The following is a 26,062-nucleotide window of genomic DNA, read 5'->3' as shown; positions in this document are numbered from 1 at the left end:
CAACCGGGGACGCGCGCGTGCGGCCCGGCGTTTCTTGATTGACTGGCCCCATGAGTTCTGTCGACCCCCCCGAGAACCGGGCGTTCGCCCCCGCCGACCCCGGCTTCCTCGTCTCGATCGCGACCTTCGCGTTCGTGGCCCTCGGGCTCGAGACCGTGGTCGACGGCACGGTGCTCACCCTCACCGGCGAGATCCCCGACGTCTACCCGCTGGGCTGGCAGGTCTTCGCCTGGCTCTGCCTGGGCGCGGCGTGGGTCGGGATCCAGCGAGGTCTCGTGGCGTGGCTGCGCCACCGGGCCCTGGACCCCGGCGTCCCTCCGCCCTCGGCCCCCTCCCCCTCCCCCGCGGTCGACCACCGGCGGACCACCACCGCCCTGTTCCTGTTCGTGCTGGCGGTCCTGCTCGGGGTGATCCTGCCCGTCTTCCTCGTGGGCGAGTGGCGCGTCCAGCCGATCCAGCTCTACCTGGACCTCTACGCCGACTACGGCGGAGGCGCGTGGCTGGGCATGGTGGGCTTCGCGGCCTACCACGTGGGCCGGTCCCTGCTCCTGGCGCTGGTCCTGACGTGCGTGCAGCGGGCCGTGGAGCTGCGCCGGCCGCTGCGCTGGGCACAGGCCGCGCCGGTGGGCGGGCTCGTCCTCGGGCTCCTGCTCGCCCTGCCCGGGCTGCTCCTCGGCGGCTGGGCCTCCGTCGCCACGGCCGTGGTCTGCTGCACGCTGCTGGGCGCGGTGCACAACCTCACCGGCAGGTCGTTGCGCTGGACGGCCCCCGCGGCCGTGGCGGTGCTGCTGTTCGTCTGAAGGCACCCGCCTGCCGGCCCGCGCCCTCCCTGCACCCGGTCGGGTCGGCCTCCGTCGTCCCCGGCTCCGGGACCGGTTCGGGGCCTGACGACGACGGATGTTGCGGCCGTCACAAAAATCCGTCCGGCAGGGTTCCCTGCCCCACGCATATGTCCTAACATAGTGACATCAGCATCAGTGAGACCTGCGTCACGCTCCCCGTGGCCCTTCGCACTGACGAACCCTCATCATGAAGAGCGCAACGGCTGCGCACGAACAAAGGAACCTCCGATGGCCACATCGTCACCGCACGAGGCAGCCGCCACGCTGCCTCCTCTGACCTCCGGGCCGCACCGCAAGCGCCTGGGCCTGATCTCCATCGTCGCCTGCTTCGGCGGCCTGCTGTTCGGCTACGACACCGGCGTGATCAACGGCGCGCTGCGCCCGATGTCGGCCGAGCTCGGCCTCACCCCGCTCACGGAGGGCGTGGTCACCAGCTCGCTCGTCTTCGCCGCCGCCGTCGGCGCCCTCTCCGGAGGCCGGATCTCGGACGCCTGGGGACGGCGCAGGACCATCCTCCTGCTGGCCGTGCTGTTCTTCGTCGGCACGATGATCGTCGTCTTCACCCCGTCCTACGAGATCCTGGTGGCCGGGCGCATCTGCCTGGGCCTGGCCGTGGGCGGGGCCTCGGCGGTCGTGCCCGTCTTCCTCGCCGAACTGGCCCCGTACGAGATCCGCGGCTCGATCGCGGGCCGCAACGAGGTCGCCATCGTGATCGGCCAGCTCTCGGCGTTCGTGATCAACGCGATCATCGGCAACGTCTTCAGCGATGTCACCGGGGTCTGGCGGATCATGTTCGCGATCTCCGCGCTGCCGGCCGTGGCGCTGTTCGTCGGGATGCTCCGGATGCCCGAGTCCCCGCGCTGGCTCGTCGAGAAGGGCCGCCACGAAGAGGCCCTCGCGGTGCTCAAGTCGGTGCGCTCCGAGGACCGCGCGATCGCCGAGCTCGGCGAGGTCGAGCACATCACCGAGGAGGAGCGGGCCGAGAACCGGATCGGGCTGGGCACGATTCTGACCAACAAGCACCTGATCCGGATCATGCTCGTCGGCATCGGCCTGGGCATCGCCCAGCAGCTCACCGGCATCAACTCGATCATGTACTACGGGCAGATCGTGCTCATCGAGTCGGGCTTCGAGGCGGGCGCGGCGCTGATCGCCAACATCGCCCCCGGGGTGATCGCCGTGGTCGGCGGGTTCATCGCGCTGTACCTGATGGACCGGCTCGACCGGCGCAAGACCTTCATGATCGGGCTGACCCTCACCACCACCTGCCACCTGCTCATCGGGATCTCCGCGCTGACCCTGGAGGAGGGCAACCCGCTGCGCCCCTGGGTGATCCTGGCCCTGGTCGTCGCCTTCGTCGGCTCCATGCAGACCTTCCTCAACGTCGCGGTGTGGGTGTACCTCTCGGAGGTCTTCCCGCTGCACATGCGCGGCTTCGGGATCGGCGTGTCCGTGTTCATGCTGTGGGTCGCCAACGGCGTCCTCTCGCTCTACTTCCCCTCCCTGGTCGACGCGGTCGGGATCACCGGGACGTTCTTCCTCTTCGCCGGGGTCGGCGTGCTGGCGCTGATCTTCGTCTACACGCAGGTCCCGGAGACCCGCGGCCGGACCCTCGAGGCGCTCGAGGAGGACGTCTCGACCGGCGCGATCTACCAGGTCAAGGCGCCCACCTCCTAGGCACCGGACCGCGGCGGTGCGCCGCGCGCAGAGCCCCCGTGGTGGGGACGGCCCGTCGACGGGGCCGTCCCCACCACGGGGGCTCCTCCGTTCCTGCACGGCCGCCGGCCGCACGCGTCCGCGGCGGGCGGCTGCTCGCCGGACGGGACCGCGGCGGGCCCGCCGGGCTCAGCCCACCTTCGTCAGCGGTGCGTAGCGCAGCAGGAGACGCTTCTCGTCGGCCCCGAACCGCACCTTCGCCACGGTCTTGTCGCCGGCACCCTCGAGGGACACCACCGTGCCCTTCCCGAACGCCTTGTGGTCGACGGTGTCGCCGACGGACAGGCTCGGGATCTCCTTGTTGGGCTGGACCCGGCCCGCCGTGGTGGCCCGGGACGGGGCCATCCGCTCGAAGGCCGCGTTCGACGCCGCCGCCGCGCCCCAGTAGGAGCCCCGCATCGGGTCCCGCTGCCCGGAGCCGCCGCCGTGCAGCGCGGAGCCCCACGACGCCGGGGCGGAGGAGCCCTCGCGCTTCCAGTCGAGCAGCTCGGCCGGGATCTCGTCCAGGAACGGGCTGGCCGGGTTGTACTGGGACTGCCCCCACATGGAGCGGAACTCCGACCGGGTGAGGTAGAGGCGCTCGCGGGCCCGGGTGAGACCCACGTAGGCGAGGCGCCGCTCCTCCTCCATCTCCTTCTCGTCCGTGAGGGAGCGCTGGTGCGGGAACAGCCCGTGCTCCATCCCGGTCAGGAAGACCACCGGGAACTCGAGGCCCTTCGCGGTGTGCAGGGTCATGAGGGTGACCACGCCCTGGGCACGGGCCTCGGCGACCTCCTGCGCGATCTGCTCGGCGGTCGGCCCGCCCTCGGTCCCGGCGGCGGGCCGGTTGGGGATCTGGTCGGCGTCGGCCACGAGGGAGACGTGCTCGAGGAACTCGGGCAGCCCCGCCTCGGGGCGGTCCCGCTCGAACTCGCGGACCACGGCCACGAGCTCCGCGAGGTTCTCGACCCGGGACTCGTCCTGGGGGTCCTGCGACTGGCGCAGGGCCGCGAGGTAGCCGGACTGCTCCAGGACGGCCTCGAGGACGGAGGCGGCCCCCGAGCCCTCGGCGACCGAGGCGAGGTCGTCCATGAGCTGGACGAACCCCTTGACCGCGTTGAGCGAACGGGTGGCCATCCCGGGTGCCTCGTCGGCGCGGCGCAGGGCGGCCATGAAGGAGATCCGCTCGCGCTCGGCGAGCGCCGCGGCGGCGCCCTCCGCGCGGTCGCCGATGCCCCGCTTGGGCTCGTTCACGATCCGGCGGACGTTGATGTCGTCGTCCGGGTTCACGATCGCGCGCAGGTAGGACAGGGCGTCCTTGATCTCCTTGCGCTCGTAGAAGCGGGTGCCGCCCACCACCTTGTACGGCAGTCCGACGCGCATGAGGATCTCCTCGAGGGAGCGGGACTGCGCGTTGGTGCGGTAGAACACGGCCACGTCGCCGGGGCGGTAGCCGTCCTCGTCCTGGAGGCGGTCGATCTCCTCGGCGATGAAGCGGGCCTCCTCGTGCTCGTTCTCGGCGGCGTAGCCGGTGATCTTCTCGCCGCTGCCCGAGGCCGTCCACAGCCGCTTGTCCCGGCGGCCCTTGTTCTTGGCGATCACCGCGTTGGCCGCGGTGAGGATGTTCTGGGTGGACCGGTAGTTCTGCTCCAGCAGGATCGTGCGGGCCTGGGGGTAGTCCTGCTCGAAGTCGACGATGTTGCGGATGTCGGCCCCGCGGAACGCGTAGATCGACTGGTCCGAGTCGCCCACGACGGTCAGCTCGGCGGGCGGCACGGGGCTCGCCCCGGGACCGGTCCCGGTGTCCGCGCCGGTCCCGACGAGCTCCCGGACGAGCGCGTACTGCGCGTGGTTGGTGTCCTGGTACTCGTCGATGAGCACGTGCCGGTAGCGCCGCCGGTAGTACTCGGCCACCTGCGGGAACGCCCGGAGCATGTGCACGGTCTGGCTGATGAGGTCGTCGAAGTCCATGGCGTTGGCCGCGCGCAGCCGCTCGGTGTAGCCGCGGTAGACCTGGGCCACGGCGCTCTCGAAGGGGTCGCTCTCGGAGGCCCGGGACAGGTACGTCTCGTCGTCGACGAGCTCGTTCTTCAGCGCGGAGATCCGGTGCTGGATGCTCTTCGGCGCGAAGCGCTTGGGGTCGAGGTCGTGCTGCTTGGCCACGAGCGTGATGAGCCGGAGGGAGTCCGCGGAGTCGTAGATGGAGAAGGTCGACTTCAGGCCCACGCTCGCGGCCTCCCGCCGCAGCACGCGCACGCAGAAGGAGTGGAAGGTGGAGATCGTCATCGACCTCGCCGAGTCTCCCACGAGCTCGACCACGCGCTCGCGCATCTCGGCCGCGGCCTTGTTCGTGAACGTGATCGCCAGGATCTCGCCCTGGTGGGCCCGGCCGGTGGCCAGCAGGTGCGCGATCCGGTGGGTCAGCACGCGGGTCTTGCCGGAGCCGGCGCCGGCGACGATCAGCAGCGGTGAGCCGGAGTGCTCGACGGCGGCCCGCTGCGGTTCGTTGAGCCCCTCCACGAGGGCGTCGGCGGAGGCGGTGCCGCGCCGCGGCGGGGCGGCGGCGCCGGGGCGGGCCACGGACGCGGAGGGCAGGAGCGGGTTGTCGAAGAGGTAGTCCATCGTGGGCCCAGTCTACCGAGGCCCGGGGACAGCCGGGCCGGCCGGGGGACGGCCCTCAGACGAAGTGCAGTTCGAGCCGGTGGCGGCCGTTGTCGTCCTCGACCCACAGCTCCGAGTCGGCGACCGTGACCCGGACCGGCCGGTGCAGCCGGATGTCGTCGTCGAACTCGACGGAGTTCTCGGCCCCTCCGCCGTAGACGGTGTCGAGCTCCCGGCTGGCCGGATCGAGGTGCCGGATGGCGTCGTTGCCGGTGTCGGCGATCACGACGGAGCCGTCGTAGAGGATCTGCAGGTCCTCGGGGTGGTCCAGCTGCGCCACGTCCGTGGGGCCGTCGGTGAAGCCGGCGCCCGCCCGGCCCACGACGGTGCAGACCTGCGGGCCGCCGTCGGGCTTGTCGGTGTCGATCTCGATGCAGCGCAGGGACGAGGAGTCCCGGTCGATGAGCCAGAGGGTGCCGCCGCCGTCCTCGGTGATGGACACGGTGGCGGCGAACTTCGCCTGCGCCGCCTTGCCGTCCCGCCGTCCGGACTCGCCCGTGCCCGCGAACTCGTACAGCACGTCGGTGTACGGGTCCCAGCGGAAGAGCCGGTGCAGGGTGGGCACCGCCACGATCACGGCCGAGAGCTTGTGCGACCACACCATGTCCGCGATGGGGGCGCCGCCGAGGACGGAGCAGTCCACCGTGCGGCGCACCGTCTCGTGGTCCTTCTCGAACAGCGTCAGCACGTTGCCCTCGGTCAGCCGCATGAGCAGGCCGTCCGGGAGTCCGATGGACAGTTCCATGACCGGCACCTCCGTGTCGTCCTCGTCGAGCGCCCGGTCGTCCTCGGCCGGGCCGCCCCCCGTGCGGTCCGTCAGGACCGGTGCGGGTGGCCCCAGCCTACCCCTCGGTCCCCGCGTTGGGCGGTGGGCGCACGACAGGATAATGGGGGCATGGGACTGACACGCGCACAGAAGGCACGCAAGCACGGCGGCGCCGCCTCACCCGCGGGGCCGCCCCGGGGAGCGCGCCTGCACCAGGCGGCACCCGGTGAGCTCCGGCCGGAGCCCACGCGGTCGAGCTCGGGTCTCGTGGTGGGCGTGGCCATGTCCGTGGCGACGCTCCTGTGGCTGTACGTGCACGCCTGGATCCTCCCCCGGTACGGCGCCGCGGCGGCCGACGGGCTCGCCCTGCCCGAGTGGATGCCGGGCGGGTTCGGCCAGGAGCACGCCGAGCGCCTCGCCGCTGCGCTCGGCGCGGAGGGGCGCGCCCAGTACGAGGCGGTGCACCGCTCGTCCGGGCTGCTGGCCCCGTTGTTCGTGGGACTGGCGTGGCTGCTGTTCGTGGCGGTCAACACGGCCTCCCGTACCCGGCGATGGCTTCGCTCGGCCGTGGTGCTCGGCTTCGCGGCCGTCTCGCTGGCGGGCAACGCGGCGATCGACGCCGCTCTCGCGGACCCCGGGGACGGCTCCGCCGTGACCACGGCCTCCGTGCTGGTGGTCGCCCGCTGGGTCCTGCTGGTGCTGCTGCTCGCCGTGACCGCGGCCGTGGCCGTGGAGGCCGTCCGGCGCCGGTCGGGCACCGCCTCCGGCGATGCCCCGCCCCGGGACCGCGCGCCCACCCCGCGGCGCTGACCGGCGGGTCCGGGTGCCGAAGGGGCCCGGGGCGCGCAGACCCGCGCCGGAACTGCGTCCGGCCCCGCGCCGGAACTGCGTCCGGCCCCGCGCCGGAACCGCTCCGGACGGTCGGACGCCCCGGACCGTGCGGTCCGGGGCGTCCGTGCGTGCCCTCGATTGGATTCGAACCAACGACACCGGCTTTAGGAGAGCCGTGCTCTATCCCCTGAGCTACGAGGGCGACGCGAACAGTCTAGGGGCTCCCCCGGACCCCCGCTAACCGGCCGCCTCCGGACCCCGGCCTGTCCGGACCCGGCGAAGCCCACCGGCCGACGGCCTGTCCGGGTCCGGCGAAGCCCACCGCCCGGCGGCCCGAACACCCGTCCGAGCCGCCGCCCGACGGCCCGTCCGGGCCCGCCGGGCCCACCGCCCGACGGCCCGGACACCCGTCCGACCCGCCGGGAGCCGGCCGGTGCAGCCCCACTAGGATCGATCGCATGCCCGTCTACATCGATCCGCCGCTGTGGCCGGCCCACGGCACGCACTTCTCGCACCTGGTCTCCGACACCTCCTACGAGGAGCTGCACGCCTTCGCGGACCGGCTGGGGGTCTCCCGGCGCGCCTTCGACCGGGACCACTACGACGTGCCGGAGAGCCGGTACGAGCAGGCGGTGGCCGCGGGTGCCCGGCCGGTCGACGGCCGGCAGCTCACGCGCGTGCTCGTGCGCAGCGGGCTGCGCGTTCCCGCGCGGGCGCGCCCGGACCGGATCGCCCGTGTCCTCCTGCGGCGGTGGGCCGCCCGTTTCCCGGCGCACCCGGCGCTGGGCGAGGAGCTCGTGCACCGGTGGAGCGAGCCGCACCGGCACTACCACGGCCCGGCGCACCTGCTCGCGGTGCTCGAGGCCCTCGACCTGCTGCTGGCCGGGACCCGGCTCGACCCCGCCCGGTCCGAGGCCCTGGTCCTGGCCGCGTGGTTCCACGACGCGGTCTACCGGGGCCGCCCCGGGGCCGACGAGCAGGAGTCCGCGGAGCTGGCCCGTGCGCGGCTGACCGCCGCCGGCTTCCCCGAGACGCTCGCGGCGGAGGTCGAACGGCTGGTGCTGCTCACCCTCGGGCACCGGGTCACCGACGAGGACCCCGCCGGAGGGCTGCTCCTCGACGCCGATCTCTCGGTGCTCGGGGCCGACCCGGCGGGCTACGCCGCCTATGTCGCGGGGGTCCGGAAGGAGTACGCGCACGTGCCGGAGGCGGTGTTCGCGCAGGCCCGGCTGCGCGTGCTCGAGGACCTCCGGCACCGGCGCCCGCTGTTCCGGACCCCGGCCGCCCGGCGGCGGTGGGGCGCCGCGGCGGTCCGCAACCTCGAGGACGAGATCGCCCGGCTGCGCGCGGCCGTCGGGGCGGGTCCCGCCGGTCCCCCCGCGGAGGCCGCGGTGCTGACCATCACCGCCGTGTGCCTGCGGGACGACGACGGGGCGCTGCTGACGGTGCGCAAGCGCGGCACGGAGCGTTTCATGCTGGTGGGCGGCAAGCTCGATCCCGGTGAGTCCCCGGCGGCGGCGGCCGTGCGCGAGACGGCGGAGGAGGTGGGCCTGCGGCTGGACCCCGCTCAGCTGAGCCTGCTCGGGGAGTTCGAGGCGCCGGCCGCGAACGAGGCCGGCACGTGGGTGCGCTGCACCGTGTTCACGGCGCCGCTGACGGGCCGGCCCGTGCCGCTCGCGGAGATCGAGGAGCTGCGCTGGCAGCACGTCGACGAGCACGTCCTCGACGCGCTCCCCGCGGACCTGGCCCCGCTGCTGCGGGAGCACGTCATTCCGGCGCTGCGCCGCCCTCCCGGCGGTCCGTGCGCCCGGGCGTGACGTGCCGCCGCCGGTGGAGCAGGATCCCGGTGACCAGTCCGAGCACGATCCCGATGCCGCCGAGGACGGAGAGCCACATCGCGGCGTGGCCCACGAAGGCCGCGACCACGAACCCGGCCACGATGCCGGGCACGGCGCCGGCGATCATGCCGTAGGCCATGTAGGCGTACTCACGATCGAGGCTCGTGCGGGCGTTGCGGCTGAAGTCGGTGGACATGGTCCCAGTCTATCGGCCGCCGGGCGGGCACCGGAGCGGGCGCCGCAGCGGCCGGCGAGGAGACTCCGGGAACGACAGCGGGTGCGCGGTTCCCGTCTGGCCGACCAGGAACCGCGCACCCGAACCGGTGCTCTCGCGGGCGCTCAGCGCACGCGGACGTAGACGGGGCCGGAGCCCACGTTGACGCTGTCGATGACGGTCGTGCCGCCGTTCCAGCCGCCGTGGACGGCCTTGCCGCCGCCGATGTAGACGCCGATGTGGGCCGCGCCCATGCCGCCGTCGGCGTAGTAGACGAGGTCGCCGGGCTGCGCCTGGCCGGCGGAGACCTGCGTGCCGAGGCTCAGGTAGGAGGCCGGCCAGCCGTGGTGGTTGATCCCGGCGGCGCGCAGGGCGTTCGTGACGAGCGCGGTGCAGTCCTGGCCCACGCCGAGCTGACCCATGGCGGCGGAGGAGATGGTCGCGCCCTTGCCGGAGGCGGAGCTCTGGGTGCTGACGGTGCGCTCGGCGGCCGGGGCGGCCTGCACGACCGGCTTCGGGGCGGCGACGGGCTTCGGGGCCGGGGCGGCCTGCACGACCGGCTCGGGAGCGGCGGGCTTCGGCGCCGCCACGACCGGGGCCGGCGCGGCGGCCGGCTTCGGGGCCGGGGCGGGCGCGGCGGCCGGCCTCGGGGCGGGGGCGGCCGGCACGGCCGGCTTCGGGGCCGGGGCGGCCACGGCGGGGGCCGCGACGACCGGCGTCTGCACCTTCCGCTCGGCCTTCTTCTCGGCCTTCTTCTCCGCCTTCTTCGCAGCAGGCTTCTCCGACGCCGGCTTCTCGGCCTTCGTCACGTGGGCGACGGGCTCGAGGGACACGGCAGGGGCCGCGGCGGGGGTCGCGGCGGCCACGGCGGACAGCGGGGCGTCGGCGGAGGCGTCCTGGGCCGGAGCGGCCTGCACGGACACGGTGGTGGCGAGGGCCAGTCCGGAGAACGCAGCGACGGCGGCCACGGTGCGGGCCTTGCCGGTCAGGAGCGAGCCGATGCCGTTCGAGGAGTTCAGGTCACGGGTCATGAGGAGTTCAGACGACTTTCTGGCGGGGCCGAGCCGGCCTGCCGGAGGGCACGGGGACAGCACGGATCGCCCCGGGCGGTGCTGGGGTGGTCCGGTGTCCGGCAGGACGGTGTTCCGGGATCGGGAACGACGGCCGGGCGAGCGGAGGGGAGAGGCGCTGTCCGGGCGGACAGCAGGAAGCACGGAGAACCGGGAGAGCGGCTCTCCGTGCCCTGGGGGGGATCGGGTGCCGCCCGCACCCGGAGGTGCGGGCGGCGGGGACCGATCAGAAGGTGTAGTAGCCGTCCAGCTGCATGGCGTTGACGGAGTGGACCTGGGTGCCCTGGGTCGGGTTCAGGGCGGAGATCATCTTGCCGCCACCGATGTAGACGCCCACGTGCGCGCCGCCGTTCTGGGAGACGAGGTCGCCGGGCTGCGGGTTGGCGGTGGGGGTGCCCGCCGCGAACTGGGACCAGGTGGTGCGGGGCAGGTCGATGCCGTTCTGGGCGAAGACCCACTGGGTGAAACCGGAGCAGTCCCAGGCGCCGTAGGCGGTTCCGCCGTAGACGTAGCCGGCACCCTGCGCGGACATCGCGGTGCCGACGATGCCGCCGGCGGCCGGGGCGATGGCCGTGGTGGCGGTGGACTGGGGGGTCACGCTCGCGGAGGCGGCGGCCGGCTGGGGTGCCGGGGCCGGGGCCTCGTAGGCGGGGGCGGCGGGCTGGGCGGCGGGCTGCGCGGCGACCGGGGCCTCGTAGGTGTACGAGGTGTAGCCGGCCAGCGAGGCGGATGCCGGGGCCGGGGCCGAGTAGGCCGCGCCGGACTCGACGGGGGCCTGGGCGTAGGCCTGGGCCGGGGCGATGGAGCCGATCACCGCGGCGCCGGCGGCGGCGGCGATGGTGGTGTTGCGCACGGCGTGCGAGGTGCTCTCGGCGCGGTGGCGGGCAGAGTTCTGCTTGAAAAGCGACATGGTTGAGTTCCTCCCTTTGCCTACGAGGTGAGCTGTCGGATTCGGGTGGGAGACACCCGGCCGCAGAACGCACGCGCTCTGACGACTTAACCCCAAGGACCCGGATCACCGGGACCGAAAGTGGTTCCCCCGCTTCTGCCAAGCAGTTTCTGTGTAGAGGCCACGGGCACCGGCAGAATTCGGCGATGTGCTTCGTGGGCGCCGATCCGACCAGTGATCGGCACGCGTTGAACAGTACATGACAGATTACGGAAGTGTCACGTTTTGATCACGGCCGATCACGAAGAGGCAACGAACGTGATATCAATTCGGCCCTATTGATTGGTTGAGCAGATGAATTTGCCCGCGTGACGGCCTGTGCAGTGTGCTTCTGAGCCCGGGAAATCCGCGTCCCACCAGGGCCGGCACCTCTCGGGCGCCCGCCGGGGACCGGACTGGCCGAAAGTGTCTTGTGAACGTCCACACATCCGGGACGGGACCGCCCGCCGGGGCGGTTTCGGGCCCCGGCGGGCGACGCCGCGCCGCTTCGGAGGGCACGGCGGGAGATGTCCCCCGTCGCCCCCGGCGGGGCGTCAGGAGGCGAGGACGCGGATGGCCGCGGCGGTCCGCAGGTCGACCTCCGCGGACCGTCCCGTGGCCGGCACCTCGATGCGCACGAGCTGACCGTCCACCCGCGCCCTGACCTGGGCCCCGGTGAGCACGCCCACGTCGCTCAGCACGCCCAGCAGGTCGGCGTCCGCCTGGACCACCTCCGGCAGCAGCGCGATGGTGTGCGGGCCGTCCGGGACGTGGCGGGCGGCGTCGAGCAGGGAGGGGTGCGCCGCGGCGGGGCTGTCCTCCACCCCGAGGGCGGCGAGACCGGGGATCGGCGTGCCGTACGGCGAGTGCCGGGGGCTGTGCAGCAGGTCCACGAGCCGCCGCTCGACCTGCTCGCTCATGACGTGCTCCCACCGGCACGCCTCGTCGTGGACCTGGGCCAGGTCCAGGCCGATGACGTCGGCGAGCAGCCGCTCCGCGAGCCGGTGCTTGCGCATGACCTGCACGGCTCGCTCCCGGCCGGCCTCGGTGAGCAGCAGCGACCGGTCCGGGCCCACGGTCAGCAGCCCGTCCCGCTCCATCCTGGACACCGTCTGCGAGACCGTGGGCCCGGAGTGGTCGAGACGCTCCACGATGCGGGCCCGCATCGGTGTGATCCCCTCCTCCTCGAGCTCGAGCACGGTCCGCAGGTACATCTCCGTGGTGTCGATCAGGTCGCTCATGCCTCAGTCATCCTTCGTCCGGCCGTCCGGCCCCGGGGATCCTGCCCGGTCCGGTCTTCCTGCACGAGCTTAGTGCGAGAGCCCCGTTCTGGCCCGGACGGAGAGCGGCACCCGCGGAGCCCACGGCCCGATGAGCCCGGCCCCCACCGCCCCCGGCACCCCGCAGCCCGGCGCCCACCGCCCCCGGCACCCCGCAGCCCGGCGCCCACCGCCCCCGGCACCCCGCAGCCCGGCGCCCACCGCCCCCGGCACCCCGCAGCCCGGCGCCCACCGCCCCCGGCACCCCGCAGCCCGGCGCCCCCCGCACCCGGCACGCGCGGAGCCCGGCGTCCGCGGGTGGGGCAGAATGGGCCGAGGCGCGCACGGCGCGAGCGTCCCGTCCCGGCGGCCGCGCCCACCGCCCGTCACCCGCCGCACGTCATCCCGAGGGAGCGCCCGTTGCCCGCACACGTCACCATCCCCCAGCACCTGCTGCCCGCCGACGGCCGGTTCGGCGCCGGCCCCTCGAAGATCCGCCCGGCCCAGGTCGAGGCCGTGGCCCGCGCCGGAACCGCCCTGCTCGGGACGTCCCACCGCCAGGCGCCGGTGCAGCAGCTCGTGGGCTCGGTGCGCGAGGGCCTCGCGCAGTTCCTCGGCCTCCCCGAGGGCTACGAGGTGCTGCTGGGCCTGGGCGGGGCGACCGCCTTCTGGGACGCCGCCGCCTTCGGGCTCGTGCAGCGCAAGGCACAGCACCTGGTGTTCGGCGAGTTCGGGGCGAAGTTCGCCCAGGCCACCGACGGCGCCCCGTTCCTGGAGGCCTCCTCGATCGTGGAGTCGGCCCCCGGAGCGCGCCCGGAGGCCCGTGCGGAGGAGGGCGTGGACGTCTACGCCTGGCCCCAGAACGAGACCTCCACCGGGGTCGCCGCGCCCGTGGCGCGGCCCGCCGGCACCGCGGACGAGGCGCTCGTGCTGGTCGACGCCACCTCGGCGGCCGGCGGAATGGCCGCCGATCTGGCCGCGACGGACGTCTACTACTTCTCCCCGCAGAAGAACTTCGGCTCCGACGGCGGGCTGTGGCTCGGCGCGTTCTCCCCCGCGGCCGTCGAGCGGATCGAGCGGATCGGCGCCTCGGGGCGGTGGGTCCCCGACTTCCTGCAGCTCACCACGGCGCTCGAGAACTCCCGGAAGAACCAGACCTACAACACTCCCGCCCTGGCCACCCTGGTCATGCTCGACGAGCAGGTCCGGTGGCTCAACGAGCAGGGCGGCATGGCGTGGGCCGCGGCCCGCACGAAGGAGTCCTCCGACCTCGTCTACGCGTGGGCGGAGGCGGCCCCCTTCGCGAGCCCGTTCGTGGCCCGCCCGGAGGACCGCTCCACCGTGATCACCACCGTGGACTTCGACGACGCCGTGGACGCGGCCGGTGTCGCGGCGGTCCTGCGCGCCCACGGAGTGGTGGACGTCGAGCCCTACCGCAAGCTGGGGCGCAACCAGCTGCGGATCGCCACGTTCGTCTCGATCGAGCCCGACGACGTGGCCCGGCTGCTGCGCTGCGTCGACCACGTCGTCGAGCAGCTCCAGGGACGGTCGGGGCGCTAACCGGCGGGCACGCGCCCCGCGCGCAGCCGCCACCACACGACGAAGCCCACCAGGGCCCCGCCGAGACCCGCAGCCACGGCGACCCCCATGCCCCAGCGCGCCCCGAGGGCGTCGGTGATCCAGCCGACGACCGGCGCCCCGATCGGGGTGCCGCCCATGAAGATGGCCATGTACAGGCTCATGACCCGTCCGCGCATCACCGGTGAGGTGGTCGACTGCACGTACGCGTTGGCGGTGGTCATGATGGTGAGGGAGGACAGTCCGCAGGGCACCAGCCACAGCGCGAACAGCGGCAGGCTGGGCGCCGTCGCCGCGCCCAGGCAGCTGACGGCGAAGACCGCGCTGCCCCCGTAGACGTAGCGCAGCCGGGCGCTGCGGCGCCGGGCCGAGAGCAGGGCCCCCGCCACCGTGCCGACCGCCAGGACCGAGTTGAGCAGTCCGAAGGTCTCCGGGCCGCGGCCGAACTCGGGGCCGGCCATGGCCGCCAGGAACACCGCGAAGTTCAGCCCGAAGGTGCCGATGAGGAAGATGGTGATCAGCACGGCCACGATGTCGGGGCGGCTGCCGACGTAGGCCAGGCCCTCCCGGATCTGCCCCCGCCCCCGGCCGGACCGCGGCATCCCGCGCAGCTCGTCCGTGCGGATCGCCAGAACGGCGGCGAGCATGGCGCCGAAGGTCAGCGTGTTGAGGAGGAACACCCAGCCCGACCCGATCGAGGCGACGAGCACGCCGGCCACGGCGGGCCCGATCATCCGGGCCGTGTTGAACGAGGTCGCGTTCAGGGCCACGGCGTTGGAGAGGTAGGCGTCGTCGACCATCTCGGAGACGAAGGTCTGGCGCACGGGGGCGTCCAGCGTGGAGACGACGCCCAGGGCGAGGGCGAAGCCGTAGACGTGCCACAGGGTGGCCGCGCCGGCCAGGACCAGCACCCCCAGACCGGCCGCCAGCACCGCCATGGCCGTCTGCGTCCACAGCAGCAGGCGCCGCCGGTCGAGCCGGTCCGCGAGCACACCGGCCCAGGGCGCGAGGAAGAGCTGGGGCAGGAACTGCAGGGCCGTCACCACGCCCATGGCGGTGGCGTCGTGGTCCGAGAGCTCGTCGAAGACCAGCCACGACTGGGCCGTGCGCTGCATCCACGTCCCGATGTTGGACACGAGCGCGCCGAGGAACCACAGCCGGTAGTTGCGGAACCGGAAGGACCGGAACATCCCGCGCGCGGGCTCCGGGGCCTCGTCCGTCCCGGCGGTCCCCGGTGGAGCGGTCAGGGCCGCTCGCTCTCCTGCGGCGGGACGGACCCGTCCTCGGCCGCGGCACGGTCCTCGGGGGCCCGGTCGCCGCCGGCCGCGTCCCCGGGGCCGCCGGGCGCACCGGCCGCGGCGTCCTCCCCGGCCTCCTCCTCGGCCCGGTCCTGCTCCTCCTGCGCCTTCTCCTCGGGGCTCACCCGGGCGGACCACGGGACCCACTCGGGTGCCAGGAGGGCGTCCTCCCCCGGCAGCAGGCCCACCTCGCAGACCGTCACGGCCTTGCTGCGGGGGGCTCGGGCCAGGCTCGCGAACCAGTTCCACCCTCGGTACCCGGGCAGCGCGCACTCGAAGAGGTGGACGACCAGCCGGTCCCCCTCCGCCGTCACCCGGTGCCCGGGACCGATCTGCGCGGGCTCCGCGATCTGCTCGACCGCGGCGCGGGCCGTGGCGACGTCGGCCGCGAGCAGGGCGTCGTGCTTCGGGGTCCGGCGGCGGCGGGGCGCCGGTGCCGCCGGCTCGGGCGCCGCGGGCGCGGCCTCGGCGGTCGCGTCCTGGGCGGTCTCCTCGGTCACTGCTGGTCTCCCTCGTGCTGGGTGTCGGCGATGGGTGGCGGTTGCCGGCGGGGGGTGCGCCGGGGCGGAGCGGGGCGGCGGTGCGGTGGGCTCAGACGTCCAGGTTGTCGGCCACGGTGCGCAGGATCGCGGCGATCTTCTTCCCGTGCGCGGAGTCGGGGTAGCGGCCCCGGTGCAGCCCGTTGGACATGTCGTCCAGGAGCTTGATGAGGTCCTCCGTGATGACCGCCATCTCGTCGGCTGGCTTGCGGACGTTCTTCGCGACCGACGGGGTGCGGTCCAGGATCCGGGCGGAGAGCGCCTGCGCGCCGCGCCGTCCCTGCGCCACCCCGAACTCCATCCGCGTCCCCGGCTTCACCGTGGTGGCCCCGGAGGGCAGTGCCGAGGAGGGCAGGAAGACTTCCTGGCCGTCGTCGGCCGCCAGGAACCCGAAGCCCTTCTTCGCATCGAACCACTTGACCTTGCCGGTGGGCACGCTGTCTCCCTCGTCCTCGTGTTTCGTGGCGGGGGCCCGCCGGTCGCTGCCGGCGGGCCACCCTGTGGAACATCCCATTCTAGCCCTGCTCCACGGACGGGAGCCGCCGGGGCGCGGTCACCAGCACACCGCTGCGCTCGGTATTCTGGAGCCATGCCTGCTACCGACGACCGCGCGGCCGCGCCCGCGGACCGCACCGCCCGACGCCCCGGGGTCGACGTCCTGGGCGCCTCCGCGGTCGTGCTCGGCCTGGTGTCCGCCGCGTGCCTCGCCCTGCTGCTCGTGCTCGAGGCCGTCGGCGCCGACCCCTGGGACGGGCTCACCGTCGTCCCGTGGTTCGCGTTCCCCGTGGCCTTCCTGCTGTTCTGCGCGGTCCTGGTGCGCTCCCTGCTGCGCCGCCGCCGGGCCTGAGCCGTGCTCCCGGACGGCCTGCTCCGGGATCTCGCGTCCCGCTCCCCCGCCGAGCTGGGCGAGCTGCTGGCCGCCCGGCCGGAGGCCGTGCGCCCGGGCACGGAGTCGGTCGAGGACCTCGCCGAGGCGCTGCTGTCCCGCGCGGGCCTGCGCCGGGCCCTCGACGAGCTCTCCCGGCCCGAGCTGGACGCCGTCGAACGCGCCGTGGTGCTGGGCGGGCCCGCCGCGCCGCTGCCGGCCCGCCCGCCCTGGGACCGGCTGCACCGCCTGGGCCTCGTGCACCGGGACGGCGACGTGCTGCGGCTCGTGCCCGGGCTGGCGGAGGCCCTCGGCCGCTACCCGGCGGGGCTCGGCCGGCCGAGGCCGGTGCTCGCGGCCCTCGCCGCACGCCTGCGCGGCGAGGCACCGGGCGCACCGGTCGCCGGGTCCGTGCCCCGCACCGCCGAGGAGCTCGCGCAGTGGCCCGCCCCGGCGCAGGAGGTGCTCGACCGGTTCCGCGCCCACCCCGTGGGCGCCCTGCCCGGCGCCCTGCGCCGTGCCGACCCCGCGGCCGACGCCGCCGCCCGGCCGGTCGACTGGCTCCTGGCGCACGGGGTCCTGTTCCCCGTGGACGCCCGCCACGTGGAGCTCCCGCGGGAGATCGGCCTGCTCCTGCGCGGTCCCGATCCCTGGGCCACCACGCCCACGGAGCCGCCCGTCCGGCCGGGCGCGCCCGTGCCCGGCCGCGTGCGGGACAACGCCGCCGCCGCGGCGGTCGAGCAGCTGCTGCGGCGCACCGCGGCGCTGCGCGCCGAGCTGCGGGCCCGGCCGCTGACCACCCTGCGGGCGGGCGGGATCGGCGTGCGCGAGCTGCGCCGCCTGCGCTCGGCCCTCGGCGTCGAGCACGCCGAGCTCGTCCGCCTCCTCGGCCTGGGAGAGCTGACCGGGCTCGTCCGGCTGGACCCGGACACCTCGTCCTGGCGCCCGGCGCCGGCTCCCTTCGAGGACGCCGAGCGCCCCGACCAGTGGTGGCACGTGGTGCGGTCGTGGCTGGCCTCCGACGTCGTCCCCTCCGCGGTGGGGCTGCCCCTGGCCGACGGCTCGGTCGTCGGGGTCCTCACGCGGGGCACGCACGCCCCGGAGGCCCCGGCCGTGCGCCGGGCGCTGCTGGCGGCCCACGCCGAGGCCGCCGAGCGGGCCCCGGGGGGCCACGGCGCCGAGGACGTCCTGGCACTGGCCCGCTGGCGGCGCCCACGCCTGGCCAGGGCCCTGGACCGGTGGGGCCCGGGAATGCTGACGGAGGCCGCCGAGCTCGGCCTGCTGGGCGCCGACGCCCTCACCGTCCCCGGCCTGGCCCTCGCGGAGAACCGCCCCGAGGACGCGGTCCGCGCCGTGGCGGGGTGGCTGCCCGCGCCCTCGCGGACGGTGCTGCTGCAGAGCGACCTCACGGCCACGGCCACCGGCTACCTCGCGCCCGACGTGGCCCGCGCCCTCGGCGGGCTGGCGGATCCTGAGGGCCACGGGCCGGTCCCGCGGCACCGGTTCAGCGAGCGCTCCCTGCACCGCGCGCTCGACGCGGGCTGGACCCTGCCCTCGATCCTCGCGTGGCTCGAGGAGCACAGCCGGGGCCCGGTGCCCCAGGCCCTGGCCTACCTGGTCGAGGAGGCCGGCCGCGGGCACGGGCGGATCCGGATCACCCGGGCGGACTGGGTGCTCACGGGCGATGAGGAGCTGCTGGAGGCGCTCGCCGGCTCCCCGGAGCTCGCGGGGCGCCGGTTGCGGCGGCCGGCGCCCGGCGTGCTCGTGGTCGGCGCCGGCGCGGAGGCCCCCGGACGGCGCCGCGGCCCCACCGCCCGGGACGGCGAGCTCCGGGAGCTCGCCGCCGCCGTCCGGGCCACGGGCACGGAACCGGCGCTCGACGTCGCGACCGCCGAGCCCGCCCCGCCGGTCCCCGCCGCCGACCCGGCCCTGCTGCTCGAGGTGCCCGCCCCGCGCCTGCCCGTCCCGTCCGCGGAGGAGGTCCAGGACCTGGTGGACCGGCTCACCGGCCGGGACCGGGCGCGGCGCCCGGCCGACGACCCGACCGACGACCCGACCGACGACCCGACCGACAGCGGAGGAGCCGCCCCGTGGGACCCCTGATCGTCCAGAGCGACCGGACCGTGCTGCTCGAGCTCGACCACGAGGACGCCGACGACGCGCGGCGGGAGCTCGCCGCCTTCGCCGAGCTCGAGCGTGCCCCGGAGCACGTGCACACCTACCGCATCACCCCGCTGGGCCTGTGGAACGCCCGGGCCGCCGGGCTGGACGCCGAGCAGGTGCTCGACGTCCTCCTCACCCGGTCCCGCTTCCCGGTCCCCCACGCCCTGCTGCTGGACATCGACGAGACGATGTCCCGCTACGGCCGGCTCGTGCTCGAGCAGGACCCCGTGCACGGGCTCGTGCTGCGCAGCTCCGACGCCCCGGTGCTGGAGGAGATCGCGCGGCACCGGAAGATCGCCCCGCTGCTCGGGCCCCGCATCGACGGCTCCACCACGGTGGTGCACGCGAGCGCGCGCGGTCAGCTCAAGCAGCTGCTGCTCACCGTGGGCTGGCCGGCGGAGGACCGGGCCGGCTACGTGGACGGCACGCCCCACCCCCTCGCCCTCACGGGGACGGACCCGCTCACGGGCGAGGCCTGGTCCCTGCGCCCGTACCAGCGCCACGCGGTGGAGAACTTCTGGGCGGGCGGCAGCGGCGTCGTCGTCCTGCCCTGCGGAGCCGGCAAGACGCTGGTGGGCGCCGGAGTGATGGCGGCGAGCTCCACGACGACGCTCGTCCTGGTCACGAACACGGTCTCGGCGCGGCAGTGGAAGGCCGAGCTGCTGCGCCGGACCACCCTCACGGCGGACGAGATCGGCGAGTACTCCGGTGCCGTCAAGGAGGTCCGCCCCGTGACGATCGCCACGTACCAGGTGCTGACCAGCCGCCGCGGCGGGATCCACCCCCACCTGGAGCTGCTCGACGGCCACGACTGGGGGCTGATCGTCTACGACGAGGTGCACCTGCTGCCCGCCCCCGTGTTCCGGATGACCGCCGAGCTGCAGGCGCGGCGCCGGCTGGGCCTCACTGCCACCCTGGTGCGCGAGGACCACCGCGAGGGGGAGGTGTTCTCCCTCATCGGGCCCAAGCGCTACGACGCCCCGTGGCGGGAGATCGAGGCCCAGGGCCACATCGCCCCCGCCGACTGCGTCGAGGTCCGGGTGGAGCTGCCGCTCGCGGACCGGATGGCCTACGCCTCCGCCGAGGACGCCGACCGGCACCGCCTCGCCTCGTCCTCCCCGCACAAGCTCGACGTCGTGGCCCGGCTCGCGGCACGCCACCGCGGGGAGCCGGTGCTCGTGATCGGGCAGTTCCTGGACCAGCTCGACGAGCTGGGCGCACTGCTCGGCGCCCCGGTGCTCAAGGGGAGCACGAGCACGGCCCGGCGGGAGCGGCTCTTCGCCGCGTTCCGCGCCGGGGAGCTGCCGGTGCTGGTGGTCTCGAAGGTCGCGAACTTCTCGGTCGACCTGCCGGAGGCCTCGGTCGCGGTGCAGGTCTCGGGGGCCTTCGGCTCCCGGCAGGAGGAGGCCCAGCGGCTGGGGCGGCTGCTGCGGCCCAAGCGGGACGGCCGTCCGGCGACGTTCTACACCGTGGTGGCCCGCGACACCGTGGACGCCGGCTACGCGGCCAAGCGCCGCCGCTTCCTCGCGGAGCAGGGCTACGCCTACCGGATCCTCGACGCCGCGGCCGTCGAGGCGCCCGGGGAACTCCCCGAGGACCGGTGACGGCCGTTCAGGCGGCGTTCAGGCTGTTCCGAGAAAATGGGTGGTGTGAAGAACGACAACCCCGAAGCGAAACTGCTCGTCGTCGACGACGAGCCCAACATCCTCGAGCTGCTGGCCACGTCCCTGCGCTTCGCCGGCTTCGAGGTGGTCACCGCCGCCAACGGCCGTGACGCCCTCGCCAAGGCGGAGTCCGAGAACCCGGACCTCGCGGTGCTCGACGTCATGCTCCCCGACATGGACGGGTTCTCCGTGACCCGCAGGCTGCGCGCGTCCGGGCGGCACTTCCCCATCCTCTTCCTCACGGCCAAGGACGAGACCGAGGACAAGGTCACGGGGCTGACCGTGGGCGGCGACGACTACGTCACCAAGCCCTTCAGCCTCGACGAGGTCGTCGCCCGCATCCGCGCGGTGCTGCGCCGCACCCAGCCCGCCGAGGAGGACGACTCCCGGCTTCGCGTGGACGACCTGGTCCTCGACGACGACGCGCACGAGGTGTTCCGGGGCGAGCGCGAGATCGACCTGTCCCCCACCGAGTTCAAGCTGCTGCGCTACCTCATGCTCAACCCGAACCGGGTGCTGTCCAAGGCGCAGATCCTCGACCACGTGTGGGAGTACGACTTCAACGGGGACGCCTCGATCGTGGAGTCCTACATCTCCTACCTCCGCCGGAAGATCGACAACGACCCGGAGCTGCCCCCGCTGATCCACACCAAGCGCGGCGTCGGCTACCTCCTGCGGTCCTCGCACAAGAACCACTGACCCGGTCCCGGGATGCACACCCTGTCCTCCCGGTGGCGCTCGACCTCCCTGCGCTCGCAGCTCATGGCGCTCACGGGCCTGCTCCTGGCGCTGTCCATCCTCGTGACGAGCTTCGTGGCGATCTCGGTGCTGCGGACCTCGCTCCTGAACGACATCGACCGCGGGCTGCGGGACTCCGTTCAGGCGGTCTCCACGGTGCTGGTGGCCGACATGGGCGGCGCGCAGGGGGCCCAGGTGCCGCACGCCGGGTTCCTCCTGGACGCCGAGGGCGAGATGCTCGCCGAGGCGGTGCACACGCCCGACGGAGTGCTCGAGCGCCGGCCCGACCTGTCCCAGATCGACCTCGAGCACGTGCGGGAGAACCCCTTCGAGCCGACGACCGTGAGCTCCGTGGACGCCCCGGACCACCGGTGGCGGGTGGTCGCGGCCGAGACGGAACGGCTGAACCTCGTCGTGGCGGTCGCCGAGCCGCTCGACCGCATGAACGCCATGCTCAGCGCGGTGACGCTCCTGACGCTGAGCTTCGGCGTGGCGACCCTGTTCGCGGCCATGGCCGTCGGCTGGGTCCTGGTCACCCGCGCGTTCGCGCCCCTGCACCGGGTCGAGCAGACCGCCGCCCGCATCGCCGAGGGCGACCTCTCCCAGCGCATGGAGGGCTACAACCGGCAGACGGAGATCGGCCAGCTCTCGGCGTCCCTCAACGCGATGCTGGGCCACATCGAGGACGCCTTCGACGCCCGCACCCGCTCCGAGGCCAAGCTGCGCCGGTTCGTGGCCGACGCCTCCCACGAGCTGCGCACGCCCCTGGTGACCATCCGGGGCTACTCGGAGCTCTACCGGCACGGCGCCCTCCAGGACCCCGAGGACGTGGCCGGCGCGATGTCCCGGATCGAGTCCGAGGCCAAGCGGATGACGCAGCTCGTGGAGGACCTGCTGATGCTGGCGCGCCTCGACGAGCGGCGGCCGGCCGAGAACGTCGACGTGGACCTGCTCCACCTCGCGTTCGACGCCGCCGGGGACGCCCGGGTCTCCGCCCCCGACCGGCGGATCGCGGTCGAGGGCCTGCGGGGCGGGACACCGGTCTCGGCGTGGGTGCACGGCGACGAGTTCCGGCTGCGCCAGGTCGTGGCGAACCTCGTGACCAACGCCCTGCGCTACACCCCGGAGGGCACCCCGATCGAGATCGCGGTGGGCGTGGAGCGCTCGGTCGACGACTCCTTCAACGCCGTGCTGCAGGTGCGCGACCACGGCCCGGGCATCCACGGCGAGGACGCGGAGCGCGTGTTCGAGCGCTTCTACCGGGCCGACTCCTCCCGCACGCGCGAGACCGGCGGCACGGGGCTGGGGCTCTCCATCGTGGCCGCGATCGTGCAGCAGCACGACGGCACCGTGCGGCTCACCGAGACCCCCGGCGGGGGCGCGACGATGACCGTGCGCGTGCCGGGCATCGAGCCCGCCGACGACGCCCCGGAGGTGTGACCGGGCCCGTCAGGACTCGTAGGTGCCCTGGTGGAAGCGCAGCTGCCAGGGCCCCAGCTCGTTGCGGGAGTCCTCCCGGACCCACAGCGAGCTGCGCAGGCTCGTGCGGTCCCCCGCCGTGAGCCGGTAGACGAGGTGCACGGCCGCGGGACCGAGCTCGGTGGCCGTGAGCACGTGGACGTCCACCGCGCCGAGGGCCGGTTCGCGGGGCAGCCGGTCGAGGACGTCCTCCCGGGACCACCACGAGCCCGAGGCCCCCACCTCGGCGAAGCCCTCGTGGAGCAGCTCGCCCAGCCGGCCCGGGTCCGCCCTGACCTCCGGGCGCAGCAGGTCCCGCTCGAGGGCCTGGACGGTCTCCCCCGCCGTCCGCCCGCGGGCCAGCTCCTCCTCGTGGGCGAACAGCTCGCTCAGCAGGTCCGGGTCGTGGCGGTCCTCCAGCGCCTCGGGCTCGGGATCCTCCGCCCGGCGCCGGCCCTCCACCGGCCGGGAGGCCGGGGACGGGTGGACCGGCCCGTCCGGGCGCGGGGCGGCGCCGTCGAAGCCGGGTCCCTCGGGCGCGGGCCGCCCGGTCTGGAACGCGGTGGCCACGGCCCGGGCGCGGAGGTCCGCGGCCTCGTTGAGCTCGTGCCCGGCATGGCCCTTGACCCACTCGAAGTGCACGTCCCGGCCCGCCATCGCGGCGTCCAGGGCCTTCATGAGCTCCACGTTGAGGACGGGCTTGCCGTCCCTCTTCTTCCAGCCCTTCTTCTTCCAGCCGGGCATCCACTTCGTGATCGAGTTGATGACGTACTGGCTGTCGCACAGCACCCGCAGGGGCTCGTCGCGGCGGTGGGCCGTGGCCTCGAGCAGGTCCAGGACGGCCTTCAGCTCGCCCATGTTGTTCGTGCCGTGGGGCCATCCGCCGGCCCGCCAGGTGTTGTCGTCGATGTACCAGGCCCATCCCGCGGGCCCGGGATTGCCCAGCGCGGAGCCGTCGGCGGCAGCAGTGATCGTCATGGATCCCATCTTTTCACGGCGCCGGGACACCGTGCGCCACGGCCCCGGTGCGCCACGGGCTCAGTCGCCGGCCTCCTGCTCGAGCCGCTGCTGGGCGACGTCGCGCACCCCGGCGACCTTCGACAGCTGCACGGCCGCCGTGCGCAGGTCCGTCTTGCCGTCCAGCCGCAGGAGCAGCTCCACCTCGGCGCCCTCCGCTCCCTCGACCGTCCGGCTCGAGACCACGGAGGCGCTCAGCTGCAGCTCGTCGACGACCGTGAGGACCTCCCGCAGCACGCCGTGGCCGTCCTCGTAGCGCAGCCGGAGGCCCTGCGGGGCCACCATCCCGGGCAGGCGGCGGGAGAGCGGGGTCAGCACGAGCGCGGAGACGAAGTGCAGCCCCGTGGCCACGACGGCGAGCGGCACGAGCCCGGCCCCGCAGGCCATCCCGATGGCCGCAGAGAGCCAGATGCTCGCGGCCGTGGTCAGCCCGTGCACCACGTCCCGGTTCGTGAAGATCACGCCCGCGCCCAGGAAGCCGATGCCCGTGATGATCTGGGCCGCCACGCGGGACGGGTCCGGCCCCGCGTCGATGCCGGGCAGGGCGCCGAAGCCGTAGGCGGACACGAGGGTGAAGACCGCCGAGCCGGTGCCGACCAGGGCGTGCGTGCGCAGGCCCGCGCTCTTGCGCCGGAGCCGCCGTTCGAGGCCCACCAGCGAGGTGAGCGCGAAGGCGATCAGCACGAGCGCGAGCTGGACGGGGACCGCGTCCCACACGACGACGCCCACGGCTCCTCCTCCGGCAGCTGGTGCTGATGATTGAACACCATTTCCGGGTCCGCGGCACCGTGTGCAGGGACGGCGGGCACTGGGACGACGACGGGCGCTGGCACGACGACGGGCACGGGGACGACGACGGGCCGGGCACCTCTGCGAGGCGCCCGGCCCGTGCCGGATGCGTGCTGGGCACGCTCGACGGGTCAGCCGTCGATCACATCATGCCGCCCATGCCGCCCATGCCGTCGTCGGCGCCGGCGCCGGCGCCCGCGGGCTCCGGCTTGTCGGCCACGACGGCCTCGGTGGTGAGGAACAGCCCGGCGATGGACGCCGCGTTCTGCAGCGCGGACCGGGTGACCTTGACCGGGTCGTTGATGCCCGCGGCCATCAGGTCCTCGTACTCGCCGGTGGCGGCGTTGAGGCCGTGGCCCAGGGCCAGACCGCGGACCTTGTCCACGACGACGCCGGCCTCGAGGCCGGAGTTGATGGCGATCTGCTTGAGCGGGGCGTCGATGGCGACCTTGACGATGTTCGCGCCGGTGGCCTCGTCACCCGTCAGCTGCAGCTTCTCGAACGCCTTCTGGCCGGCCTGGATCAGGGCCACGCCGCCGCCGGCGACGATGCCCTCCTCCACGGCCGCCTTCGCGTTGCGCACGGCGTCCTCGATGCGGTGCTTGCGCTCCTTGAGCTCGACCTCCGTGGCGGCACCGGCCTTGAGGACGGCCACGCCGCCGGCCAGCTTGGCCAGGCGCTCCTGCAGCTTCTCGCGGTCGTAGTCCGAGTCCGAGTTGTTGATCTCGGCGCGGATCTGGGCCACGCGGCCCTCGATCTCCTCGGCGGTGCCGGCGCCGTCGACGATGGTGGTCTCGTCCTTCGTCACGACGACCTTGCGGGCCTGGCCCAGCAGGTCCACGGTCGCGGTCTCGAGGGAGAGCCCGACCTCCTCGGTGATGACCTGGCCACCGGTGAGGATGGCGATGTCGGCCAGCTGCGCCTTGCGACGGTCGCCGAAGCCGGGGGCCTTGACGGCCACGGACTTGATGGAGCCGCGCATCTTGTTGAGCACCAGCAGGGCCAGGGCCTCGCCCTCGACGTCCTCGGCGATGATCAGCAGCGGCTTGCCGGCCTGCATGACCTTCTCGAGCACGGGAACCAGGTCCTTGACCGCGGAGATCTTGGAGTTGACCACGAGGATGTAGGGATCCTCGAGGACGGCCTCCTGGCGGTCCGCGTCGGTGACGAAGTACCCGGACAGGTAGCCCTTGTCGAAGCGCATGCCCTCGGTCAGCTCGAGGTCCAGCCCGAAGGTGTTGGACTCCTCGACCGTGATCACGCCCTCCTTGCCGACCTTCTCCATCGCCTGGGCGATGAGGCGGCCGATCTCGGGGTCGCCGGCGGAGATCGACGCCGTGGCGGCGATCTGCTCCTCGGTCTCGACCTCCTTGGCGGAGGCCAGCAGCTCCTCGGTGACCGCGGCGACGGCCTTCTCGATGCCGCGCTTGAGGCTCAGCGGGTCGGCGCCGGCGGCCACGTTGCGCAGGCCCTCCTTGACGAGCGCCTGGGCGAGCACGGTGGCGGTGGTGGTGCCGTCGCCGGCGATGTCGTCGGTCTTCTTGGCGACCTCCTTGACGAGCTCGGCGCCGATCTTCTCGTACGGCTCGTCGAGCTCGATCTCCTTGGCGATGGACACGCCGTCGTTGGTGATCGTCGGGGCGCCCCAGGCCTTCTCGAGGACCACGTTGCGGCCGCGCGGGCCGAGGGTGACCTTGACGGCGTCGGCCAGGGTGTTCAGACCCCGCTCGAGACCGCGGCGTGCCTCTTCGTCGAAAGCAATCATCTTTGCCATGTGACTTCGTCCCTCCTGGACGGTAGACAAACGGTCGACCTCCACGGTGCCCGCGACGGACGGCGCGCCCGACGG

The 26,062-nt window shown here is 74.1% G+C and carries 22 protein-coding genes, 1 tRNA gene and 1 riboswitch; of the genes, 10 read left to right on the top strand and 13 right to left on the bottom strand.

Annotation, left to right across the window (positions count from 1 at the left end):
* The first annotated feature begins 50 nt into the window (after window positions 1-50).
* Entirely contained in the window at window positions 51-800 is a 750-nt protein-coding gene (locus RCG67_RS10600) for a hypothetical protein (RefSeq protein WP_368826104.1), read from the top strand.
* Window positions 801-1,070: 270 nt separating this feature from the next.
* Window positions 1,071-2,519, top strand: coding sequence for a sugar porter family MFS transporter (locus RCG67_RS10595; RefSeq protein ID WP_368826102.1), 1,449 nt, complete (start codon window positions 1,071-1,073; stop codon window positions 2,517-2,519).
* 168 nt (window positions 2,520-2,687) lie between these two features.
* Here RCG67_RS10595 and pcrA read toward each other — a convergent pair whose 3' ends face one another.
* Window positions 2,688-5,159, bottom strand: coding sequence for a DNA helicase PcrA (pcrA, locus tag RCG67_RS10590; protein WP_368826100.1), 2,472 nt, complete (start codon window positions 5,157-5,159; stop codon window positions 2,688-2,690).
* Window positions 5,160-5,214: 55 nt separating this feature from the next.
* Window positions 5,215-5,943 (bottom strand): NHL repeat-containing protein, encoded by a 729-nt coding sequence (locus RCG67_RS10585; RefSeq protein ID WP_368826098.1) that lies wholly within the window; start codon window positions 5,941-5,943, stop codon window positions 5,215-5,217.
* 150 nt (window positions 5,944-6,093) lie between these two features.
* Between RCG67_RS10585 and RCG67_RS10580 the strand changes: the two genes are divergently transcribed.
* Complete coding sequence (locus RCG67_RS10580; protein WP_368826096.1) at window positions 6,094-6,774, top strand: hypothetical protein; 681 nt, start codon at window positions 6,094-6,096, stop codon at window positions 6,772-6,774.
* A 150-nt stretch (window positions 6,775-6,924) separates the two neighbouring features.
* Here RCG67_RS10580 and RCG67_RS10575 read toward each other — a convergent pair.
* Window positions 6,925-6,997 (bottom strand) — tRNA-Arg (locus RCG67_RS10575).
* Window positions 6,998-7,253: 256 nt separating this feature from the next.
* Here RCG67_RS10575 and RCG67_RS10570 point away from each other — a divergent pair.
* Window positions 7,254-8,612, top strand: a complete 1,359-nt coding sequence (locus RCG67_RS10570; RefSeq protein WP_368826094.1) for a DUF4031 domain-containing protein — start codon at window positions 7,254-7,256, stop codon at window positions 8,610-8,612.
* On the opposite strand, the gene RCG67_RS10565 is transcribed toward RCG67_RS10570, so the two are convergent.
* The 4 genes from RCG67_RS10565 to RCG67_RS10550 form a co-directional block, all read right to left on the bottom strand.
* Complete coding sequence (locus RCG67_RS10565) at window positions 8,563-8,829, bottom strand: hypothetical protein (protein ID WP_368826092.1); 267 nt, start codon at window positions 8,827-8,829, stop codon at window positions 8,563-8,565. The two genes, RCG67_RS10570 and RCG67_RS10565, sit on opposite strands and share 50 nt — an antisense overlap.
* Window positions 8,830-8,972: 143 nt before the next feature.
* Window positions 8,973-9,878: a C40 family peptidase gene (locus RCG67_RS10560; protein ID WP_368826090.1), complete on the bottom strand. Its 906-nt coding sequence runs from the start codon at window positions 9,876-9,878 to the stop codon at window positions 8,973-8,975.
* Window positions 9,879-10,143: 265 nt separating this feature from the next.
* The gene (locus tag RCG67_RS10555; protein WP_368826088.1) at window positions 10,144-10,827 is read right to left on the bottom strand and encodes a C40 family peptidase; all 684 of its coding nucleotides are present in this window, start codon (window positions 10,825-10,827) and stop codon (window positions 10,144-10,146) included.
* Between the two features lie 5 nt (window positions 10,828-10,832).
* Window positions 10,833-11,020, bottom strand: a riboswitch (cyclic di-AMP (ydaO/yuaA leader).
* Window positions 11,021-11,399: 379 nt separating this feature from the next.
* Window positions 11,400-12,086, bottom strand: coding sequence for a metal-dependent transcriptional regulator (locus tag RCG67_RS10550; protein ID WP_368826087.1), 687 nt, complete (start codon window positions 12,084-12,086; stop codon window positions 11,400-11,402).
* Between the two features lie 438 nt (window positions 12,087-12,524).
* On the opposite strand from RCG67_RS10550, the gene serC reads away from it, so the two are divergent.
* The gene (serC, locus tag RCG67_RS10545) at window positions 12,525-13,664 is read left to right on the top strand and encodes a phosphoserine transaminase (protein WP_368826085.1); all 1,140 of its coding nucleotides are present in this window, start codon (window positions 12,525-12,527) and stop codon (window positions 13,662-13,664) included.
* Here the strand turns inward: serC and RCG67_RS10540 are convergent.
* From RCG67_RS10540 to RCG67_RS10530, 3 genes are all read right to left on the bottom strand, one after another.
* Complete coding sequence (locus RCG67_RS10540; RefSeq protein WP_368826084.1) at window positions 13,661-14,872, bottom strand: MFS transporter; 1,212 nt, start codon at window positions 14,870-14,872, stop codon at window positions 13,661-13,663. The two genes, serC and RCG67_RS10540, sit on opposite strands and share 4 nt — an antisense overlap.
* A 53-nt stretch (window positions 14,873-14,925) precedes the next feature.
* Window positions 14,926-15,480 carry a DUF3027 domain-containing protein gene (locus RCG67_RS10535; protein ID WP_368826082.1) on the bottom strand — a complete coding sequence of 185 codons (555 nt, stop codon included), beginning with the start codon at window positions 15,478-15,480 and terminating at the stop codon, window positions 14,926-14,928.
* 91 nt (window positions 15,481-15,571) lie between these two features.
* Window positions 15,572-15,955, bottom strand: a complete 384-nt coding sequence (locus RCG67_RS10530; protein WP_058874294.1) for a cold-shock protein — start codon at window positions 15,953-15,955, stop codon at window positions 15,572-15,574.
* 153 nt (window positions 15,956-16,108) lie between these two features.
* On the opposite strand from RCG67_RS10530, the gene RCG67_RS10525 reads away from it, so the two are divergent.
* From RCG67_RS10525 to RCG67_RS10505, 5 genes are read left to right on the top strand one after another with little or no spacing between them, the layout of a single operon-like run.
* Window positions 16,109-16,366, top strand: coding sequence for a hypothetical protein (locus tag RCG67_RS10525; RefSeq protein ID WP_368826080.1), 258 nt, complete (start codon window positions 16,109-16,111; stop codon window positions 16,364-16,366).
* 3 nt (window positions 16,367-16,369) lie between these two features.
* Window positions 16,370-18,487, top strand: a complete 2,118-nt coding sequence (locus RCG67_RS10520) for a helicase-associated domain-containing protein (protein ID WP_368826078.1) — start codon at window positions 16,370-16,372, stop codon at window positions 18,485-18,487.
* On the top strand, window positions 18,475-20,151 hold the full coding sequence (locus RCG67_RS10515; protein ID WP_058874291.1) for a DNA repair helicase XPB: 1,677 nt from the start codon (window positions 18,475-18,477) through the stop codon (window positions 20,149-20,151). The genes RCG67_RS10520 and RCG67_RS10515 overlap by 13 nt, the downstream gene beginning before the upstream one ends.
* Before the next feature lie 36 nt (window positions 20,152-20,187).
* Window positions 20,188-20,910 carry a response regulator transcription factor gene (locus RCG67_RS10510; RefSeq protein ID WP_058874290.1) on the top strand — a complete coding sequence of 241 codons (723 nt, stop codon included), beginning with the start codon at window positions 20,188-20,190 and terminating at the stop codon, window positions 20,908-20,910.
* A 12-nt stretch (window positions 20,911-20,922) separates the two neighbouring features.
* Window positions 20,923-22,389, top strand: a complete 1,467-nt coding sequence (locus RCG67_RS10505; RefSeq protein WP_368826076.1) for a sensor histidine kinase — start codon at window positions 20,923-20,925, stop codon at window positions 22,387-22,389.
* Window positions 22,390-22,398: 9 nt separating this feature from the next.
* Here the strand turns inward: RCG67_RS10505 and RCG67_RS10500 are convergent, their stop codons facing one another.
* The 3 genes from RCG67_RS10500 to groL form a co-directional block, all read right to left on the bottom strand.
* Entirely contained in the window at window positions 22,399-23,385 is a 987-nt protein-coding gene (locus RCG67_RS10500; protein ID WP_368826074.1) for an RNase H family protein, read from the bottom strand.
* A 60-nt stretch (window positions 23,386-23,445) separates the two neighbouring features.
* Entirely contained in the window at window positions 23,446-24,153 is a 708-nt protein-coding gene (locus RCG67_RS10495) for an MgtC/SapB family protein (RefSeq protein WP_368826072.1), read from the bottom strand.
* 202 nt (window positions 24,154-24,355) lie between these two features.
* The gene (gene groL / locus RCG67_RS10490) at window positions 24,356-25,987 is read right to left on the bottom strand and encodes a chaperonin GroEL (protein ID WP_368826070.1); all 1,632 of its coding nucleotides are present in this window, start codon (window positions 25,985-25,987) and stop codon (window positions 24,356-24,358) included.
* Window positions 25,988-26,062: the final 75 nt, after the last annotated feature.

The organism is Kocuria cellulosilytica (genome assembly GCF_040981245.1).
Lineage (GTDB): Bacteria > Actinomycetota > Actinomycetes > Actinomycetales > Micrococcaceae > Kocuria > Kocuria cellulosilytica.
The sequence above is the reverse complement of the archived record's forward strand: the minus strand, read 5'-3'. Positions and strand labels throughout refer to the sequence as shown.

What these genes read in the sequence shown, in the direction of transcription:
- RCG67_RS10600 (WP_368826104.1), top strand. Translation starts at nt 51, where the DNA reads ATGAGTTCTGTCGACCCCCCCGAGAACCGGGCGTTCGCCCCCGCCGAC.
- RCG67_RS10595 (WP_368826102.1), top strand. Translation starts at nt 1,071, where the DNA reads ATGGCCACATCGTCACCGCACGAGGCAGCCGCCACGCTGCCTCCTCTG.
- pcrA (WP_368826100.1), bottom strand. Translation starts at nt 5,159, where the DNA reads ATGGACTACCTCTTCGACAACCCGCTCCTGCCCTCCGCGTCCGTGGCC.
- RCG67_RS10585 (WP_368826098.1), bottom strand. Translation starts at nt 5,943, where the DNA reads ATGGAACTGTCCATCGGACTCCCGGACGGCCTGCTCATGCGGCTGACC.
- RCG67_RS10580 (WP_368826096.1), top strand. Translation starts at nt 6,094, where the DNA reads ATGGGACTGACACGCGCACAGAAGGCACGCAAGCACGGCGGCGCCGCC.
- RCG67_RS10570 (WP_368826094.1), top strand. Translation starts at nt 7,254, where the DNA reads ATGCCCGTCTACATCGATCCGCCGCTGTGGCCGGCCCACGGCACGCAC.
- RCG67_RS10565 (WP_368826092.1), bottom strand. Translation starts at nt 8,829, where the DNA reads ATGTCCACCGACTTCAGCCGCAACGCCCGCACGAGCCTCGATCGTGAG.
- RCG67_RS10560 (WP_368826090.1), bottom strand. Translation starts at nt 9,878, where the DNA reads ATGACCCGTGACCTGAACTCCTCGAACGGCATCGGCTCGCTCCTGACC.
- RCG67_RS10555 (WP_368826088.1), bottom strand. Translation starts at nt 10,827, where the DNA reads ATGTCGCTTTTCAAGCAGAACTCTGCCCGCCACCGCGCCGAGAGCACC.
- RCG67_RS10550 (WP_368826087.1), bottom strand. Translation starts at nt 12,086, where the DNA reads ATGAGCGACCTGATCGACACCACGGAGATGTACCTGCGGACCGTGCTC.
- RCG67_RS10540 (WP_368826084.1), bottom strand. Translation starts at nt 14,872, where the DNA reads ATGTTCCGGTCCTTCCGGTTCCGCAACTACCGGCTGTGGTTCCTCGGC.
- RCG67_RS10525 (WP_368826080.1), top strand. Translation starts at nt 16,109, where the DNA reads ATGCCTGCTACCGACGACCGCGCGGCCGCGCCCGCGGACCGCACCGCC.
- RCG67_RS10510 (WP_058874290.1), top strand. Translation starts at nt 20,188, where the DNA reads ATGGGTGGTGTGAAGAACGACAACCCCGAAGCGAAACTGCTCGTCGTC.
- RCG67_RS10505 (WP_368826076.1), top strand. Translation starts at nt 20,923, where the DNA reads ATGCACACCCTGTCCTCCCGGTGGCGCTCGACCTCCCTGCGCTCGCAG.
- RCG67_RS10500 (WP_368826074.1), bottom strand. Translation starts at nt 23,385, where the DNA reads ATGACGATCACTGCTGCCGCCGACGGCTCCGCGCTGGGCAATCCCGGG.
- groL (WP_368826070.1), bottom strand. Translation starts at nt 25,987, where the DNA reads ATGGCAAAGATGATTGCTTTCGACGAAGAGGCACGCCGCGGTCTCGAG.